A 17,192-nucleotide genomic window follows, 5' to 3' on the forward strand; every position below is an offset into this window, starting at 1 on the left:
CATGTCCGCTGGCCTGCTGCTGCGCAACGCCGAGGTCGTCCTCACCATGGACGATGCGCGGCGCGAGCTGCGCGGCGGCTGGGTGCATGTGCTGGGCGATGCCATCGCCGCGCTTGGCGACGCGGCCACGCCACCGCCGAAGGCGGCGAAGGTGATCGACCTCGCCGGCCATGTGCTGATGCCGGGCCTCGTCAACACGCATCACCACATGTTCCAGAGCCTGACGCGCGCCCTGCCCGCCGCGCAGGACGCCGAGCTGTTCGACTGGCTTTCCGCGCTCTATCCGGTGTGGTCGCGCCTCACGCCCGATGCGCTGCGCATCGCGGCGACCACGGCGATGGCGGAGCTGGTGCTGTCCGGCTGCACCACGGCCTCCGACCACCACTACATCTTCCCCAATGGCTGCCGCCTGGACGACACGATCGAGGCGGCCGCAGCTATCGGCCTGCGCTTCCACGCGACGCGCGGCGCAATGAGCCTCGGCCAGTCGCAGGGCGGCCTCCCCCCCGATGCCGTCGTGGAAGACGAACAAGAAATCCTGCGCGACATGGAGCGGGTGGTGGGGCGGTTCCACGATCCTGCGCCGCGTTCGATGCTGCGCATCGGCATCGCGCCCTGCTCGCCCTTCTCGGTCACGAAGGAGCTGATGCGCGACGCCGCCGCCTTCGCCCGCGCGCGCGGCCTGCGCCTGCACACGCATCTGGCCGAGAACGACAAGGACATCGACTTCACGCGCGAGCGCTTCCGCTGCACGCCCGCGGAATACGCCGAGGAGCTCGGCTGGGTCGGGCCGGATGTGTGGCACGCGCACTGCGTGAAGCTCGATGCGCCCGGCATCGCGCTGTTCGCGCGCACGGGCACGGGCGTGGCGCATTGCCCCTGTTCCAACATGCGCCTCGCCTCCGGCATCGCGCCGATCCCTGCGATGCGCGCGGCCGGCGTGAAGGTGGGCCTCGGCGTGGACGGCTCGGCCTCCAACGACGCGGGGCATCTGCTCGGCGAAGCGCGGCAGGCGATGCTGCTGGCGCGCGTCGGCCACGGCCCCGCGGCCATGACGGCGCGGCAGGCGCTGGAGATCGCAACCCTCGGCGGCGCAAGCGTGCTCGGCCGCGACGACATCGGCGCGCTGGCGCCGGGGATGGCGGCGGACCTCGTCGCCTTCGACCTCGGCACGCTGGACCATGCCGGCGCGCATCACGACCCCGTCGCCGCGCTGGTGTTCTGCACGCCGACGCGCGCGGCGCTTTCCGTCATCAACGGCCGGATCGTGCTGCGCGAAGGCCGCCTGGTGACGCTGGACGAACGCGCCCACGCCGCCGCGCACCGCGACGCCGCCAGGCGGCTTGCCGAGTAGGCCCGGCCCGGCCACCCTGGGTGCAGGAACTCGGGAGGGGCCGCGTCATGGCCGGCAAGCTGGACCGCAAGGTCGTCATCACCTGCGCCGTGACGGGCGCGATCCACACCCCCTCCATGTCGCCGCACCTGCCCGTGACGGCGCAGGAGATCGCGGATGCCGCGATCGGCGCGGCGGAAGCCGGCGCCGCCATCATCCACCTGCATGCGCGCGACCCGCAGGATGGCCGCCCCGACCAGACGCCCGAGGCCTTCGCTCCCTTCCTGCGCGTCATCAAGCAGCGCAGCGACTGCGTGGTGAACCTGACAACCGGTGGCGCCCCCACCATGACCATCCAGCAGCGCGTCGCCCCTGCCGCCACCTTCAAGCCGGAGGTCGCATCGCTGAACATGGGCTCGATGAATTTCGGCCTGTTCGGCATGCTCAACCGCTTCAAGACGTTCAAGCACCAGTGGGAGGCCGACTACCTCGCCAACAAGGACATCGTCTTCCGCAACAGTTTCGCCGACATCGAGTACATCCTGACCACCTGCGCCGAGAACGACACCCGCTTCGAGTTCGAGTGCTACGACACGGCGCATCTCTACAACCTGAAGTATTTCCTCGATCAGGGCCTGGTGAAGCCGCCGCTGTTCATCCAGACCGTGTTCGGCATCCAGGGCGGCATCGGCAGCCACCCCGAGGACGTGCTGCACATGAAGCGCACCGCGGACCGCCTGTTCGGCGACGCCTACAGATGGTCCGTGCTCGGCGCCGGCGCCTCGCAGCTTCGCGTGGCGGCAACGGCCGCGGCGATGGGCGGCAACGTCCGCGTGGGGCTGGAAGACAGCCTCTGGGCCGGGCCCGGCAGGCTCGCGGAGAGCAATGCGGAGCAGGTGCGGCTCGCGCGCCAGATCATCGAAGGCCTCGGCCTGCAGGTCGCGACGCCGGAGGAGGCGCGCGAGATCCTGAGCCTGAAGGGCGGCGACAAGGTCGCGTTCTGAACCGCGCCGCATCATGCGGCACGAGACGGACGCGCTGATCCTCGGCTCCGGTGCGGCGGGGCTGACCGCCGCGCTGACCGCCGCCGCTTCGGGGCTGCGCGTGACGGTGCTGGAAAAGACCGATCGGCTCGGCGGCACCAGCGCCATGTCGGGCGCCGGCACCTGGATCCCCGCCAACCACCACGCCGAGGCCGCTGGCATCGCGGACAGCGCGGAGGAAGCGCTCGCCTATATCCGCGCCGCCGCGCCGGAAGGTTGGGGCGAGCGCGAGGACCCGCTGTGGCAGCGCCTGGTCGAAGCCGGCCCGCAGATGCTGCGCTTGGTCGAGCGCAAATCGCCGCTGCGTTTCTCGCTGACGCCAGAAGGCGACCCGCTGCGCGACCTGCCCGGCGCCAAGAAGCGCGGGCGCATGCTCTCGCCCCTGCCGCTCAGCCGCTGGCGCGCGGGGCGCTTCGCGCTGCGCATCCGCAAATCCACCATCCCCGAACTCTTCACCTATCACGAGGCGGTGGAGACCGATCTCTACCACCATCCCTTTCGCACCGCGGCGCAGCTTTGGCTCCGCCTGCTGTGGCGTGTGCTTACCAACACGCGCGGCAAGGGGACGGCGCTGATCACCGGCTTGCTGCGTGGCTGCCTCGATGCCGGCGTGCGCATCGAGACGGAGGCGCATGCGCTGGAACTGACGCAGGAGGAAAGCGGCGAGGTCACCGGCGCGCTGGTGGAACAGCGCGGCGCGCTGCATCGCGTGACGGCACGACGGGGCGTGGTGATCGCGACCGGCGGCTTCGAATGGGATTCCGATCGTCTGGCGGCGCACTTCCCCGGGCCCGTGGATTACCTCGGCAGCCCGCCATCGAACACCGGCGACGGGCACCGCATGGCGGAAGCGGCCGGCGCGATGCTGGACCGGATGGACCAGGCGACGCTGACGCCCTCCATCCCCACGCGCCTCTGGGGCCGCATCCTCGCGCGCCCCGTGCCGTTCCACACCGAGCCGAACGCGATCCTCGTCAACCGCCACGGCCTGCGCTTCGTCAACGAGCTGCGCTTCAACATCGGCGAGTCGATGGATGCGCGCGACGCGGCCGGCGCGCCGGTGCACCTGCCCTGCTGGGTGATCAGCGATGCGCGGCTGCTGGATCGGCTGCCGCCCGCGCGCTGGGCGGCGCGGGCCGATCCCGCCTGGCTGCGCCAGGCTGGCAGCATCGCGGAACTCGCCGCGCTGATCGGCCTCGATCCCGCGGCGCTGGAAGAGAGCGTCGCGCGCTACAACGCAGCCTGCGCGGCCGGGCGCGACACGGAATTCGGCCGGCCCTCCGCCGCCGATGCCGCCGCCTCCGGCGACAAGCGCCGCCGCGGCGGGCTGGAGGCGATCACGCAGGCGCCCTTCCTGGCCATGCCCTTCAACCGCTCCATCCTCGGCACCAAGGGCGGGCCGCGCACCAATGAGAATGCGGAGGTTCTGCGCCCCGATGGCAGCGTGATCCCCGGCCTCTTCGCCGCCGGCGCATCCAGCGCGAACCCGATCGGCACGCGCGGCGTCGGCACCGGCACAACGATCGGCCCCTACATGACCTGGGGCTATGTTGCGGGGCAGTCGCTCGCGCGGCGGAACACCTGATCTATGCGTGGTGGCACGCGACGAGCGTGCCGTCCTCCCGCGGGGCCAGCGGCGGGCGCTCGCGCCGGCAGACATCGGTCGCCTTCGGACAGCGCGGATGGAAGGCGCAGCCGGGCGGCGGCGAGAGCGGCGAGGGCAGCTCGCCGCTGATCGGCTGGAAGCTAAGCCCCTCATTGCCGCCCAGCATCAGCTTCGGCACGGAATCCAGCAGCCCCTGCGTGTAGGGATGCCGCGGCGCGGCATAGACCTTCGCCGCATCGCCCATCTCCACGATGCGGCCGAGATACATCACCGCGACGCGGTCGCTGACATGCCGCACGACGGAGAGGTCGTGCGAGATGAACAGGCAGGTGAGCCCCAGCTGCTGCCGCAGATCCAGGAACAGGTTCAGGATCTGCGCCTGGATCGAGACATCCAGCGACGCCACCGGCTCGTCGCAGACCAGCACCTCCGGCTGCATCGCCAGCGCCCGCGCGATCGCCACGCGCTGCCGCTGGCCGCCGGAGAACTGGTGCGGGAAACGCGTCGCGAAGCCGGGATCGAGGCCCACGCGGGTCAACCATTCCGCCACCATCGCCGGCGCGCGGGTGCGCGTGACCAAGCCATGCGCGATCGGCCCCTCCGCGATGGTGTCGCCGATGCGGATGCGCGGGTTCAGCGAGGCGTAGGGGTCCTGGAACACGGTCTGGATGCGCGTGGTGACCTTGTGCCTGCCCTGCATCGGCGGCGCGCCCGAGAGCAGCACAGCGCCCTCGCTGGGCGGCAGGATGCCCGCCAGCATGCGACCGAGCGTGGACTTGCCGCAGCCGGATTCGCCGACGAGGCCCAGCGTCTCGCCCTGCTCCACATGCAGCGACACGTCGGTGACGGCCTGCACCGCGCGGCGATCCACCTTCGCGCCCAACGCCGCGGCGATGCGGTCGCCCAGCGTGATGCGCGGGGCGAAGCGCCGCGTGACGTGTTCGGCGGTGAGGATCGCGTTCATGCCGCCACCATCGCCAACGGGTGGTGGCACAACGCCATGCGTCCCGGCTCCGTCACTACCGGCGGATCGGTGCGGCAGATGTCCGTGGCGCGCGAGCAGCGCGGCGCAAAGGGGCAGCCCGGCGGCAACGACAGCAGCGAAGGCGTGCTGCCCGGGATCTGGTTCAGCTTCTCGCCCGGCCGCGCCATGGCCGGCAGGCTGTCCAGCAGGCCGCGCGTATAGGGATGCAGCGGCGCGCGCAGCACGGCAGCGACCGGCCCGCTCTCCACGATGCGCCCGGCGTACATCACCAGTACCCGGTCGGCGAGCGAGGAGACGGTGGCGAGGTCGTGGCTGATCCAGATCAGCGCCGTGCCCGACTGCTTCGCAAGCTGCTTCATCTCCGCCAGGATCTGCGCCTGGATCGAGACATCCAGCGCCGTGGTCGGCTCATCCGCGATGATCAGCTCCGGCCCGTGCAGCAGCGCGGTCGCGATCGCCACGCGCTGGCGCATGCCGCCGGAGAATTCGTGCGGATAGGCGTTCAGCCGCGCCGCCGCGTCGGGGATGCCGACGCGCGTCAGCGTGCGCGCCGCCAGGTCGCGCGCCGCGCGTTCGCTGCCGCCGCCATGCGCCTGCACCGCCAGCGCCATCTGCGTGCCGATGGTCAGCACCGGGTTCAGCGTGGCAGCGGGGTCCTGGAAGACCATGGCGATGCGCTTGCCGCGCAGTGCCCGCATCCGCTCCGGCGCCAGCCCCACCAGTTCCTGCCCGTCGAAGCGGATGGAGCCGGAGGCGATGCGGCCGGGCGGGTCCACCAGGCCGATCAGCGAGAAGCCGGTGACGGACTTTCCCGATCCGGATTCGCCGACAAGGCCAAGGATCTCGCCGCGACCCAGCGCGAAGGACACGCCCTCCACCGCCTTCACCACGCCGGCGCGGGTGAAGAAATGCGTGCGGAGATCGGCGACCTCGAGCAGCGCGCTCATCGACGCAATCTCGGATTGAACTGGTCGCGCAGCTGATCGCCCACCACGTTGATCGCCACGATCAGCACGATCAGCGCGATGCCGGGATACACCGAGATCCAGGTCCGGCCGCTCATCATGTATTGGAAGCCGTTGGCGATCAGCATGCCGAGCGAAGGCTCCGTCGGCGGCAGCCCGAGGCCGAGGAACGACAGCGTCGCTTCCAGCGCAATGGCGTTCGCCACCTGCACCGTGCCCACCACGATCAGCGGCGGCAGGCAGTTCGGCAGGATGTGGCGGAACACCACGCGGCGACCGGGCAGCGGCGTGGCGCGCGCCGCCTCCACATAGTCCTTCTGCCGCTCCGCCGTGGCGGCGCCATAGGCGGTGCGCGCGAAATAGGCGTATTGCGCCGCGACCAGCGCGATGATCAGCGGCACCTTCCCCTGCCCCAGCACCGCCACCAGCACCAGCGCCAGCAGGATCGCAGGAAAGGAGAGCTGCAGGTCCACCACGCGCATGATCGCGGTTTCCACCTTGCCGCCCGAATGCGCGGCCAGGATGCCGAGCAGCGCGCCGATGCTCATCGCCACCGCGCCGGCAGCTATCCCCATCTGCAGCGAGATGCGCAGCCCGTAGACGATTGCGGAGAACAGGTCCCTGCCCTGCGCATCCGTTCCCAGCCAATGCTCGTAGCCGCCGGAGCCGACGAAGCCCGGTGGCCGCCTGGCATCCATTAGGTCGAGATTCGCCAGGTCGTACGGGTCCTGCGGCGTGATCCAGGGCGCCAGCAGCGCCGCGGCGACGATCACCACCACCACCGCCAGCGCGATCACCGCGACCCAGTTCTCCCGGTACTCGTCCCAGAAGGCGCCGAAGGCCGCGGTCATGCCGCGCGCCCCCCGCGCCGGAGCCGCGGATCGAGCAGCGCGTAGGTCAAATCCACGATCAGGTTGATGGTCACGAACAGGAAGGCCACGAGCACGAGGTAGCCGACCATCACGGGCCGGTCGAGCGAGGTGATGGAATCGATGATCAGCTTGCCCACGCCCGGCCAGGAGAAGATCGTCTCCGTCACCACCGCGAAGGCGAGCGTGGAGCCCAGTTCCAGCCCGAACACCGTGACCAGGGGAATGGAGATCAGCCGCAGCACGTGGCGGCGCAGGATGGTGATCTCCGAAAGGCCGGCGGCGCGGGCGAACTTCACGGTATCGGAGAGCATCACTTCCCGCGTGCCGGCGCGCGACAGGCGGATCATCATCGCCAGCTTGAACAGGCTGAGGTTGAGCGCCGGCAGGATCAGGAACTGCAGCCCCTCCCAGGTCAGGAACGACCATTCGATGCCCAGCACCTCCACCGTCGGGCCGCGATTGCCCGCCGGCAGCCAGCCGAGATTCACCGCGAAGGTCAGGATCAGGATCAGCCCGATCCAGAAGGTCGGCACCGAGAAGCCCAGGACCGACAGCGCCATGATCCCACGCGAAAGCGGGCTGCGCGGCCGATACCCGGCGTAGATGCCGAGCGGGATGCCGATGAAGGCGCCCGCCAGCACCGCGGCGAAGGCCAGCTCGATCGTCGCCGGCAGGCGGCTGAACACCAGCTCCGTCACCGGGATGTTCAGCACGAAGGAGGTGCCGAGGTCGCCCCGCAGCAGCCGCCCCAGGAAGGCCAGGTATTGCTGCCAGAGCGGCAGGTCCAGCCCGTAGTGCCGTATCGCCTGCTCCCGGATGTCCTGCGTGGCGTCGGGCGAGATCAGCACGTCGATGGGATTGCCAATCGCGTATACGCCGACGAAGACCAACGCCGACATGGCCAGCATGACGATGGCGGCCTGCAACAGGCGTTGGATGATGTAACCGAGCATCCGCCCGAGTATCGGGGCATGGACAGCGGGCGCAAGCCGTTCCTAGCATGGGGGACGCAGGAAGCTCACGGGAGAACGGGACCATGCGCCGCAAACTGCTCGCCTTCGCCGCCGCCTCTGCCCTGGTATCAGGCAGCGCCACGGCCCAGAACCTGACGATGGGCGTGATCGCCGGTCCGGAAAGCATGGACCCACACTACACCGCCACCGGCACCCATTCCGAGGCGCTGAAGCACATCTTCGACACGCTGACCAATTCCGGCGACCGGCTGCAGATCGAGCCGGGCCTGGCGGAATCCTGGCGCGTGGTGAACCCCACCACCTGGGAATTCAAGCTGCGCCGCGGCGTGAAGTTCCATGACGGCTCCGACATGACGGCAGAGGACGTCGCCTCCTCGATTCGCCGCATGCAGACCCTGTCGGGCCCGAATCCCACGCGGATCTATGTCCGCCGCGTGCAGGAAGTGCGGATCGTCGATCCCCACACGCTGCATATCGTCACGGATGGCCCGGCGCCGACCCTGCCGAACGATTTCATCCGTCTCTTCGTCACCTCCGCCCGCGCGACGCAGGGGCTGACGCCCGAGAACTCCAACGAGGCCTTCAACAGCGGCCGCGCCATCATCGGCACCGGCCCCTATCGCTACGTCTCCTGGACGCCGCGCGAGCAGTTCACGGTGGAGCGCAGCGACAACTACTGGGGCGCCCGCCCGGCCTGGGCCCGCGTGGTGCGGCGCGAGATCAGCAACCCCGCCGCGCGCGTCGCGCAGCTTCGCACCGGCCAGGTGGACATGATCGTCCGCGTCCCTGCCGCCGACGTGCCGACGCTGGAACGCGACCGCACGCTGACGGTGATGAAGGGCGAGACCGTCTATGTCTTCAACCTGGCACTGGACCAGCGGGAAAGCACGCCGCAGGTGACGGCGCGCGACGGCTCGCGCCTGAACGCCAACCCCTATCGCGATCCGCGCGTGCGGGAGGCGATCGACCTCGCCATAGACCGCCGCGCGCTGGCCGAAGTCGCGATGGAAGGCCTCGGCACGCCGCAGAGCCAGATGGTGACGCCCGGCATCTTCGGCTACAACCCGGCCATCACCATCCCCACCCCGAACGTCGCGCGCGCGCGGCAGCTTCTGGCCGAGGCCGGCTATCCCAACGGCTTCCGCATGGTGCTGAACTTCACCAACAACCGCCTGCCCGGCGATGCCGGCGTCGGCACCGGCATCACGCAGATGCTGGCGCGCATCGGGCTGGAGGTGCAGGCCGCCGGCCAGCCCGCCGCGGTGATCTTCCCCGCCCGCGCGCGCGGCGAGCTGTCCAACATCATGGCCGGCTGGGGCACGCTGACCGGCGAGGCGAACTACTACTACGCCGCCAATGCCCACACGAACGATCCGGCGAAGCGGCTCGGCGCCTTCAACTGGACCGGCTTCTCCAACGCCGAGATCGACGCTCTGATCGAGCAGGCGAATGTCGAGCTCGACGACAAGAAGCGCGAGGAGCTGCTGCAGCGCATCGGCGCGCTGTTCACGTCGCAGCGCATCGCGATCCCGCTCGCCGCGGTGGGCTCGGCCTGGGCGATGCGGCGCGACCGCGTGACGCTGCGCGTCACCCGCGCCGATGAGGAGACCTATGCCTGGGACCTGACGCCGGTCCAACGATGAGGATTGCGGACGCCAACTGGCAGGACGTCGAAGCCTACCTCACGCGTGACGACCGCTGCGTGCTGCCCTTCGGCAGCACGGAGCAGCATGCCGGCCTCTCGCTCTGCGTGGACGCGATCCTGGCGGAGCGCGTGGCGGTGGAGGCGGCGGAGCCGCTGGGCGTGCCGGTCTACCCCGCCATGCCCTTCGGCCTCGCACCCTACTTCGCCGCCTTTCCCGGTAGCGTCTCGCTGCGCGTGGAGACGCTGCTGGCCGTGGCGCGCGACCTGATCGAGAGCGTCGCCGCCTCCGGCTTCCGGCGCATCCTCCTCGTCAACGGCCATGGCGGCAACGCGCCGGTCGGCGCGCTCGCGCAGCAGATGATGACGGAGCGGCCCTCGCTCTCGATCAAGTTCCACAACTGGTACAACGCGTCGCGAACCTGGGCCGCGGCGATGGCCGCCGATCCCTCGGCCAGCCACGGCAACTGGTTCGAGAATTTTCCCTGGACGCGCCTGCCGCATGCGCCAGCGCCCGAAGGCCGCAAGGCAGCGGTGAACACCGCACTCATGAAGGCGTCGCCGCCCGCGAAGGTGCGGGAGATGCTGGGCGACGGCTCCTTCGGCGGACCGTGGCAGATGCCCGACGTGGTGACCCAGGCGATCTGGGACACCGGCGTCGCCGAGACGCGCGAAGCGCTGGAAGGACCTTGGCATTGAGCGCCTCCGACCCGATCGTCATCTGGGGCGCCGGCGCCATCGGCGGCACGCTCGGCGCCTATTGGGCGCGCGCCGGGCATGACGTGCTGCTGGTGGACACGGTGAAGGAGCATGTCGAGGCCTGCCGCACGGCGGGCCTCGAGATCTTCGGCCCCATCGAGGAATTCCGCATCGTCATCCCCGCCGTCACGCCGGAGGAACTGACCGGCACCTATTCGCGCATCGTGCTGGCGGTGAAGGCGCAGGCGACGAAGGTGGCGCTGCCCATGCTCGCGCCGCACCTGAAGCCGGACGGCTTCGTCTTCTCCGCGCAGAACGGGCTGAACGAGATCGAGATCGCCGAGGCCGTCGGCCCTCAGCGCACCATGGGCTGCTTCGTCAACTTCAGCGCCGACTGGCACGAGCCCGGCCGCATCCTGTTCGGCGGCCGCAGCGCCGTGGTGGTGGGCGAGATCGACGGCAGCATCCGCGACCGCACCCGCGCGATGCACGACCTCTGCCGCATCTTCGAGCCGGAGGCGATCCTCACCGACGACATCTGGGGCTATCTCTGGGGCAAGATGTCCTATGGCGCGATGCTGTTCGGCACCGCGTTGAACCACGATTCCATGACCGCCAACTTCGCCGATCCCGCGCGCTTCCCCGCCTGGCTGGCGCTGGGGCGGGAAGTGGTGGCGGTCGCGCTCGCCCGCGGCGTGACGCCCCGCGGCTTCGGCCAATACGACCCGATGGCCTTCGCGCCCGGCCGCGACCTGGCGGAAGCGCATCGCGCCGTGGACTGGCTGCGCGACTTCAACGCGCCGAACGCAAAGACCCATTCCGGCATCTGGCGCGACCTGGCCGTGCGCAAGCGCAAGACGGAAGCCGGCGCGCAGCTCAACGTGGTGCCGAAGCTCGCCGCCGAGCTCGGCATCCCCACGCCGGCACTGAACGCCGTCGGCCGCCTGATCGCCGATATCGAGGAAGGCCGCCGCGAACAGTCCGCCGAGACGTTCGGCGAACTGATGAAGGCCATCTCTTGACCGACCCGGTACTGACGCGGCTTCTGGACGAGCGCGAGAGCTTCGTCGCGCGGCTGACCGAGCTCGTCGCCTGCCGCTCCGTCTCCACCGATCCGGCCTATGCCGAGGGCATGGCGGCGGCGCGCGCCTGGTGGCGCGACCGCCTCACGCAACTCGGCTTCGAAGGCGCGCGCGAGGTCGCGGCCGGCGGCCATCCCGCCGTCACCGCACGCTGGCACGGGGCAGGGCGCGATGCACCGACGCTGCTGGTCTATGGCCATTACGACGTACAGCCGCCCGATCCGGTGGAAGGCTGGGCCTCGCCACCCTTCGTGCTGACCGCGCGCAACGGCCGCCTCTACGCGCGCGGCGTCTCCGACGACAAGGGCCCGTCGCTACTCGCCATCGAGACGCTCGGCGCCTTCCTTGCGGTCGAGGGCCGGCTGCCCTGCAACGTGACGATCCTGCTGGAGGGCGAGGAGGAGTGCGGCTCCGCCACGCTCGCCCGCATCCTGGAGACTCATCGCGACGACTTCGCCGCCGATGCCGTACTCTCCGCCGATGGCGCGCGCTGGCGCGCCGACCTGCCCACCATGACCATCGGCACGCGCGGCTCCGCGGCGCTGGCGCTGACCTTGCGCACCGCCGCGAAGGACCTGCATTCGGGCCGCTATGGCGGCGTCGCGCCGAATGCGCTGCACGCCATGGCCCGCCTGGTCGCGACGCTGCACGATGCGCGGGGCGCCATCGCCGTCGCCGATTTCGAGCGCGACGTGCCGCCCGTGACGCCGGCGATGCGCGCGGCGCTCGCCGCAATCCCCTACGATGTCGCGGCGCATGACGCCTCCATCGGCATCGCGCCGAGCGGCCGGGACACCGCGGATTTCCTCGAACGCCTCTGGCTGCGCCCGACGCTCGACCTGAACGGGATGTGGGGCGGCTATACCGGCGCCGGCGGCAAGACCGTGATTCCCGCGGAAGCGCACGCAAAGATCTCGATGCGCCTCGTCCCCGGCCAGGATCCGGCGCAGGCAGTCGCTGCCGTCACGACCCATCTGCGCGCACATTGCCCGCCCGGCGCCACGCTGGAAATCACGCCGACGCGCGAGGGCACCAAGGCGACGCTGCTCGCCGCCGACCATTGGCTGCTGCGCGCGGCGGAGCAGGCGCTGGAGACCACCACCGGCCGCGCGCCGCTGCGCGTCCGCATGGGCGCGACGCTGCCGCTGGCCGATATCGTGCAGCGCGTGCTTGGCCTCGATACCGTGATGTTCAGCTTCGCGACGGCCGACGAGGACTTCCACGCGCCGAACGAGAACTGGCGCGAAAGCGCCATCGCCGAAGGCTTCGCGGCCTGGGTCGCGCTGCTGCGTGGCATCAGGACGGGCTGATCAGCCCTCCGCGCCGCCGCGCGCCCGCACCACCGTCACGCTGCAGGGCGCTTCCGCCGCCACCTCCGCCGAGACGCTGCCCAGCACGCGCCGTTTCAGCGATTGCGCGCGCGCGCCCATCACGATGTGGTCCACGCGATTCGCCCGCGCGTGGTCCAGGATGGCGGCCGCCGCATCCACCGCCTCCAGCACATGGAAGGTCGCGCGCCCTTCCGGCAGGCCCAGCGGCGCGGCCCAGTGCTTCAGCTCCACCAGTCGCTGCAGGTGCTTGTTGTTGCCCTGCTCGTCGAGCGTGGTGTCCAGCGCGATGCGGTTCTGGCGCAGCACGTTCAGGCAGGCCAGCCGCGCATCCGGCAGCGTCGCCAGGATGCGCCCGACGGTGCCGCGCAGCGCGGCCTGCAGCGCGGGATCAGGTTCGGAAAGATCCACCGCGGCGATCACGATCGGTGCTGCCGCGCCGGCATCCTCCATCTCCGCACGCGTGCGCGCGAAGCGCGGCTGGTGGTCCGGATGGAAACGGCGCTGGATGGTCCGCGCCCAACCGTCGCGCCGTTCCTTCCGCGCCCGCGCCGTCAGTGCCACCTGCTGCGGATGGCGCAGATCGAAGGCAAGCTGCGCCGCGGTGGGATGGCGGCGTTCCGGCTGAACCTCCAGGCATCGCAGGATCACTTCCTGCAGCCAGTCCGGGCAATCCTTTCGCAACTGCCTCGGCGGCTGCGGGTCGCGCCAGATGCGCCGCTTCAGCCCGTTCAGGCGCTGCGGATCGCCGAAGGGGCGCTCGCCCGTGGCGAAGAAATACAGCATCGCGCCGAGCGCAAACAGGTCGCTGCGCGGCTCGCAGCGGATGCCCATGATCTGTTCCGGCGCCATGTAGGGTGCCGTGCCGTAGGGCAGCCGGAACTCCTCCTCCATCAGGTCGGGGAGCAGCGCGTGGCGCGACAGGCCGAAATCCACCAGCACCGCCTCGCCGGTCGGCCGCATCAGGATGTTGGAAGGCTTCACGTCCAGATGGATCACGTGCTGGCGGTGCAGCGCATCCAGCGCATCCGCCACCTTCGCGCCGATCTCCGCCACGCGGTCGATGCGCAGCGGCAATTCCTCGATCAGCGGCAGCAGACTCGCGCCGTCGATGCGCTCCATCGCGATGTACGGCGTGCGGTCGAATCCGCTGGCGCTGGCGAAGCGCGGCACATGCGGGCCGGAAAGCCTCGGCAGGATCATCTGCTCCATCTCGAAGGAGACGATGGCGGCGGGATCCTCGCCTTCCGCCAGGCGCGGCACCTTCACCAGCAGCGGTCCCGGATGGCCCGGGTGCGTCGCCTCCCACAGCACCGCCATGCCGCCGACATGCAGTTGCGCGCCGATGCGGAAGCCGTCGATCTCCTGGCCTTCGGCGAGACGATGCGCGGTCATGCTCAGCGCCCCCGGGAAAGGCGCGCGGCCAGCGCATCCGGCAGCCCGACCGCACGGATCTTCTGGGCTGCTGTCTCGATATCGTAGGGCACGCGAATGTTCGTCAGCGTGTTCGCATCGGCGTCGAGCATCGCATAGGCCGCGGCCGGGTTGCCGTCGCGCGGCTGACCGACGGCGCCGACAACGGCAAGCCAGCGCCGCGGCCGTGTCAGCGGCACCGCCACTTCCGCCACCGGCCGGTGCGCCACGATCTTCGCCGCCGCCGTCAGCCCGTACAGCGCGGGCACATGCACATGCCCGCACAGCACCACGCGCGCGCGCACGGCGTCCAGCGCGGCGCGCGCATCCTCGGCATCGCGCGTGTAGCGCCAGCGCGTGGGATGCTGCGCATCGGCGTGCACATACAGCCTGTCCTCCTCCTCCACTTCCATCGGCAGCAGGTCGAGGTAGCGCTTGGCGTCCGCGTCCAGCACCTCGCGCGTCCAGGCCGCGGCCGCGCCGGCATCCGAGGTCATGCCGCCGCGATCGGCGACGGCCGCCTCGTCATGGTTGCCCTTGATGACGACGGCGCCGCCTTCCGCCAGCTCGCGCGTGCGCTGCACCGCCCAGACGGGATCGGCGCCGTAGCCCACGATGTCGCCCAGCAGCACCAGGCGCTGCGCGCCGCGGCGCGCGGCATCAGCCAGGCAGGCCTCGAACGCCTCGCGGTTGGCGTGGATGTCGGTGAGGATGGCGACTCGCATGCGTCAGGCGTCTCCGTCCCCGGGCGAGGCCGCGGCGGACGTTCCTGGCGTGATCCGTTCCCGGCGCGCTTGAAGCACGGAGTCAGGCGCCAGGATAGGGGCCAAGCTCCGTCGCGAAGCGACGCGCGCAATCCAGGCCGAAGGGTGTCGGCGGCAGGGCTGGCGGGCGCTCGATCACCTCCGGCAGGCGCATGCGCCAGCCGGTCATGCGCTTGCCGTAGCAGAGGAAGACGGCGACGCCTTGCATCGCGAAGGCGATCATCGGCGCGATGCGGCGGTATTCCGCATCGGCGGCACCGAGGTCGCCGCTCGCGAACAGGTCGTACACCCGCGCCTGCACATCCGCGCATTCCGGCGCCGGGATCATGCCCGCGCAGCCCGCGCGCAGGCAGTCCGGCAGTTCGAGCCCGGCGCGGCCATTGAACACGGTGAGCGATCCACCCGTCGCCTCGATCAGCCGCTGCACATCCACCGCGCTGTCCTCGGCCTTGATAAGCTTCACATTCGCATGGTTGCGCGCCAGCGCGGCGATGCCCGCGGTGGAGAGGCCGACGCCGATATAGGCCGCGGCGTTCTGGATGCCGAGCGGGATGGCGCTGCGCCGCCCGACGAGATCCGCGACGCGCCCGTACCACGCCACGTATTCCGCTTCCGGCAGCCCGCGCACCGGCGGCGGCTGCAGGATGATCCAGGCGGCACCCAGCGCCTCCGCGTCCAGCACGAATTGCGCCGCGTCCTCCGCCGTCGCCTCGGCGACGGTCACCGCAAGCGGCACGCGCCCGCCGATCTCCTCCGCGCTCCAGCGCACCACGTCGCGCTTCTCGGCCGGGGAGAGCTTGTTCACTTCGGTCGCCAGGCCCAACACCGCCAGGCCATGCGCGCCGCCGGCCAGGCAGCAGCGCACCTGCCGGCGCATCGCCGCCTCGTCGAGCCGGCCATCGGCATCGAAATAGGCGTAGAGGATCGGATAGATGCCGCGGAACCCGGTGCTCATCAGGCGTCCTCCCGCAAGGCGGCGATCGCCTCCGCCACCAGCGCATCCGGCGTCGCCGCGACGTCGAGCGTGATCACGCCCTCGTCCGGCGTCGGCGTTTCGAGCGTCGCGAACTGGCTCGGCACCAGGCTCGCCGGCATGAAGTGGCCCTGCCGCGCCGCCTGCCGCGCGGCGACCAGCGCGACGTCGCCATGCAGGTGGACGAAGCGAAGGCCGGGCGCCGCGGTGCGCAGCCGGTCGCGATAGGCGCGCTTCAGCGCGGAACATGTCACGACGCAACCCGCTGCGCGATGCGCCGCCAGATGCGCGCCGATCGCGTCCAGCCAGGGCCAGCGGTCGTCATCCGTCAGCGGCTGCCCCGCGCTCATCTTCGCGATGTTGGATGGCGGATGGAAGTCGTCGGCGTCGCGGAACGGCACGCCCAGGCGCTCCGCCAGCTTCGTGCCGACGGTGCTCTTGCCGGCGCCGGTCACACCCATGACGACAACCTGGGCACTCATTTCGGCTCCAGATGCCCACCGAAGGCATTGCGCATCGCGCTCAAAGCGCGATCCGCGAAAGGCCCGTCCTGGCGCGAGCGGAAGCGCGCATAGAGCGCCGCGGAGAGCACCGGCGCCGGCACCGCGCTCTCGATCGCCGCCTGCACGGCCCAGCGACCCTCGCCGGAATCGCCGACGCGGCCGGTGAAGCCCGAGAGCTCCCCGTCATGCGCCAGCGCCTGCGCCGTGAGGTCGAGCAGCCAGGAGGCCACGACGGAACCGCGCCGCCAGGCTTCCGCGATGTCGGGCACGGGAAGCTGCGCGTCATGCGCGTGCAGCAGCTCCAGCCCCTCGGCCATCGCCTGCATCATCCCGTATTCGATGGCGTTGTGGACCATCTTGGTGAAGTGCCCGGCGCCGTTCGGCCCGCAATGCACATAGCCGTTCGGCGGGCGCGGATCGGCGCCCGCATCGCGGCCCGGCGTGGGCGACGCGGCGCCCTCGCCCGGCGCCAGCGCACGAAAGACCGGATCGAGCCGCGCGACGGGCTCCGCCGGCCCGCCGATCATCAGGCAGTAGCCGCGCGCCAGGCCCCAGACGCCGCCCGATGTGCCGATGTCGAGGAAGTCGAGCCCCTTCTCGCGCAGCATCGCGCCGCGGCGCTCCGCGTCCTTCCACATGCCGTTGCCGCCGTCGATCGCGACATCGCCGGGGGACAGGATCTGCGCGAGTTCGAGCAGCGCGCCCTCGGTCGCGTCGCCGGCCGGCAGCATCACCCAGACGGCGCGCGGCGGGGCGAGGCGCCGCACGAGGTCCGCCACGTCGCTCGCCGCTTCCGCGCCCTCGGCGGCCAGCGCGGCCACGGCGGCGGGGTCGCGGTCCCACACCACGGCGCCGATCCCGGCCTTGCCCAGTCGCCGCACCAGGTTGGCGCCCATCCGGCCGAGGCCGATCATCCCGAGGCGCATGCTTCCTCCCAAGGTCACGCTGGCCCCCACCCCGACCCTCGCCCGCAGAGCGGGGAGGGAGAAGCGGCGCAACCGGCCCCCTCC

The 17,192-nt window shown here is 70.9% G+C and carries 16 protein-coding genes; 7 read left to right on the plus strand and 9 right to left on the minus strand.

Annotated elements, in window-relative coordinates; genetic code table 11:
• Position 1 precedes the first annotated feature (1 nt).
• Genes E4T13_RS06835 through E4T13_RS06845 form a run of 3 tightly spaced genes read left to right on the plus strand, consistent with a single transcriptional unit; the run spans position 2 to position 3,961 of the window.
• The gene (locus E4T13_RS06835; RefSeq protein WP_137177441.1) at positions 2–1,354 is read left to right on the plus strand and encodes an 8-oxoguanine deaminase; all 1,353 of its coding nucleotides are present in this window, start codon (positions 2–4) and stop codon (positions 1,352–1,354) included.
• Positions 1,355–1,401: 47 nt separating this feature from the next.
• A complete protein-coding gene (locus E4T13_RS06840; RefSeq protein WP_137177442.1) occupies positions 1,402–2,337 on the plus strand; it encodes a 3-keto-5-aminohexanoate cleavage protein in 936 nt (311 codons plus the stop codon).
• Between the two features lie 13 nt (positions 2,338–2,350).
• Positions 2,351–3,961 (plus strand): FAD-dependent oxidoreductase, encoded by a 1,611-nt coding sequence (locus tag E4T13_RS06845; protein WP_137177443.1) that lies wholly within the window; start codon positions 2,351–2,353, stop codon positions 3,959–3,961.
• A 1-nt stretch (position 3,962) separates the two neighbouring features.
• Here the strand turns inward: E4T13_RS06845 and E4T13_RS06850 are convergent, their stop codons facing one another.
• Genes E4T13_RS06850 through E4T13_RS06865 form a run of 4 tightly spaced genes read right to left on the minus strand, consistent with a single transcriptional unit; the run spans position 3,963 to position 7,757 of the window.
• The gene (locus E4T13_RS06850) at positions 3,963–4,946 is read right to left on the minus strand and encodes an ABC transporter ATP-binding protein (protein ID WP_137177444.1); all 984 of its coding nucleotides are present in this window, start codon (positions 4,944–4,946) and stop codon (positions 3,963–3,965) included.
• Positions 4,943–5,914 carry an ABC transporter ATP-binding protein gene (locus E4T13_RS06855; RefSeq protein WP_137177445.1) on the minus strand — a complete coding sequence of 324 codons (972 nt, stop codon included), beginning with the start codon at positions 5,912–5,914 and terminating at the stop codon, positions 4,943–4,945. The genes E4T13_RS06850 and E4T13_RS06855 overlap by 4 nt, the downstream gene beginning before the upstream one ends.
• Positions 5,911–6,783, minus strand: a complete 873-nt coding sequence (locus E4T13_RS06860; RefSeq protein WP_137177446.1) for an ABC transporter permease — start codon at positions 6,781–6,783, stop codon at positions 5,911–5,913. Before E4T13_RS06860 ends, E4T13_RS06855 begins: the two co-directional genes overlap by 4 nt.
• On the minus strand, positions 6,780–7,757 hold the full coding sequence (locus E4T13_RS06865) for an ABC transporter permease (protein WP_137177447.1): 978 nt from the start codon (positions 7,755–7,757) through the stop codon (positions 6,780–6,782). Before E4T13_RS06865 ends, E4T13_RS06860 begins: the two co-directional genes overlap by 4 nt.
• Positions 7,758–7,840: 83 nt before the next feature.
• On the opposite strand from E4T13_RS06865, the gene E4T13_RS06870 reads away from it, so the two are divergent.
• Genes E4T13_RS06870 through E4T13_RS06885 form a run of 4 tightly spaced genes read left to right on the plus strand, consistent with a single transcriptional unit; the run spans position 7,841 to position 12,511 of the window.
• Positions 7,841–9,421, plus strand: coding sequence for an ABC transporter substrate-binding protein (locus tag E4T13_RS06870; RefSeq protein ID WP_137177448.1), 1,581 nt, complete (start codon positions 7,841–7,843; stop codon positions 9,419–9,421).
• Positions 9,418–10,119: a creatininase family protein gene (locus E4T13_RS06875; RefSeq protein ID WP_137177449.1), complete on the plus strand. Its 702-nt coding sequence runs from the start codon at positions 9,418–9,420 to the stop codon at positions 10,117–10,119. The genes E4T13_RS06870 and E4T13_RS06875 overlap by 4 nt, the downstream gene beginning before the upstream one ends.
• Positions 10,116–11,141: a ketopantoate reductase family protein gene (locus E4T13_RS06880; protein WP_206030086.1), complete on the plus strand. Its 1,026-nt coding sequence runs from the start codon at positions 10,116–10,118 to the stop codon at positions 11,139–11,141. Before E4T13_RS06875 ends, E4T13_RS06880 begins: the two co-directional genes overlap by 4 nt.
• Positions 11,138–12,511, plus strand: coding sequence for a M20/M25/M40 family metallo-hydrolase (locus E4T13_RS06885; protein WP_137177451.1), 1,374 nt, complete (start codon positions 11,138–11,140; stop codon positions 12,509–12,511). Before E4T13_RS06880 ends, E4T13_RS06885 begins: the two co-directional genes overlap by 4 nt.
• Here E4T13_RS06885 and E4T13_RS06890 read toward each other — a convergent pair whose 3' ends face one another.
• The 5 genes from E4T13_RS06890 to gnd all read right to left on the minus strand — a co-directional run bounded on the left by E4T13_RS06890 (position 12,512) and on the right by gnd (position 17,108).
• A complete protein-coding gene (locus E4T13_RS06890) occupies positions 12,512–13,924 on the minus strand; it encodes a bifunctional serine/threonine-protein kinase/universal stress protein (protein WP_137177452.1) in 1,413 nt (470 codons plus the stop codon).
• Between the two features lie 2 nt (positions 13,925–13,926).
• On the minus strand, positions 13,927–14,667 hold the full coding sequence (locus E4T13_RS06895) for a metallophosphoesterase (protein WP_137177453.1): 741 nt from the start codon (positions 14,665–14,667) through the stop codon (positions 13,927–13,929).
• A gap of 82 nt (positions 14,668–14,749) precedes the next feature.
• Positions 14,750–15,661: a dihydrodipicolinate synthase family protein gene (locus E4T13_RS06900; protein WP_137177454.1), complete on the minus strand. Its 912-nt coding sequence runs from the start codon at positions 15,659–15,661 to the stop codon at positions 14,750–14,752.
• Complete coding sequence (locus E4T13_RS06905; RefSeq protein ID WP_137177455.1) at positions 15,661–16,161, minus strand: gluconokinase; 501 nt, start codon at positions 16,159–16,161, stop codon at positions 15,661–15,663. The genes E4T13_RS06900 and E4T13_RS06905 overlap by 1 nt, the downstream gene beginning before the upstream one ends.
• On the minus strand, positions 16,158–17,108 hold the full coding sequence (gnd, locus tag E4T13_RS06910) for a phosphogluconate dehydrogenase (NAD(+)-dependent, decarboxylating) (protein WP_137177456.1): 951 nt from the start codon (positions 17,106–17,108) through the stop codon (positions 16,158–16,160). The genes E4T13_RS06905 and gnd overlap by 4 nt, the downstream gene beginning before the upstream one ends.
• Positions 17,109–17,192: the final 84 nt, after the last annotated feature.

This window comes from Roseomonas sp. AR75, assembly GCF_005222815.1.
Taxonomy (GTDB): domain Bacteria; phylum Pseudomonadota; class Alphaproteobacteria; order Acetobacterales; family Acetobacteraceae; genus Falsiroseomonas.

Bases quoted from the DNA above. Each gene is read 5' to 3' on its own strand.
- E4T13_RS06835 (WP_137177441.1), top strand. From the start codon at position 2: ATGTCCGCTGGCCTGCTGCTGCGCAACGCCGAGGTCGTCCTCACCATG.
- E4T13_RS06850 (WP_137177444.1), bottom strand. From the start codon at position 4,946: ATGAACGCGATCCTCACCGCCGAACACGTCACGCGGCGCTTCGCCCCG.
- E4T13_RS06870 (WP_137177448.1), top strand. From the start codon at position 7,841: ATGCGCCGCAAACTGCTCGCCTTCGCCGCCGCCTCTGCCCTGGTATCA.
- E4T13_RS06895 (WP_137177453.1), bottom strand. From the start codon at position 14,667: ATGCGAGTCGCCATCCTCACCGACATCCACGCCAACCGCGAGGCGTTC.
- E4T13_RS06840 (WP_137177442.1), top strand. From the start codon at position 1,402: ATGGCCGGCAAGCTGGACCGCAAGGTCGTCATCACCTGCGCCGTGACG.
- gnd (WP_137177456.1), bottom strand. From the start codon at position 17,108: ATGCGCCTCGGGATGATCGGCCTCGGCCGGATGGGCGCCAACCTGGTG.
- E4T13_RS06900 (WP_137177454.1), bottom strand. From the start codon at position 15,661: ATGAGCACCGGGTTCCGCGGCATCTATCCGATCCTCTACGCCTATTTC.
- E4T13_RS06905 (WP_137177455.1), bottom strand. From the start codon at position 16,161: ATGAGTGCCCAGGTTGTCGTCATGGGTGTGACCGGCGCCGGCAAGAGC.
- E4T13_RS06890 (WP_137177452.1), bottom strand. From the start codon at position 13,924: ATGACCGCGCATCGTCTCGCCGAAGGCCAGGAGATCGACGGCTTCCGC.
- E4T13_RS06855 (WP_137177445.1), bottom strand. From the start codon at position 5,914: ATGAGCGCGCTGCTCGAGGTCGCCGATCTCCGCACGCATTTCTTCACC.
- E4T13_RS06845 (WP_137177443.1), top strand. From the start codon at position 2,351: ATGCGGCACGAGACGGACGCGCTGATCCTCGGCTCCGGTGCGGCGGGG.
- E4T13_RS06865 (WP_137177447.1), bottom strand. From the start codon at position 7,757: ATGCTCGGTTACATCATCCAACGCCTGTTGCAGGCCGCCATCGTCATG.
- E4T13_RS06875 (WP_137177449.1), top strand. From the start codon at position 9,418: ATGAGGATTGCGGACGCCAACTGGCAGGACGTCGAAGCCTACCTCACG.
- E4T13_RS06860 (WP_137177446.1), bottom strand. From the start codon at position 6,783: ATGACCGCGGCCTTCGGCGCCTTCTGGGACGAGTACCGGGAGAACTGG.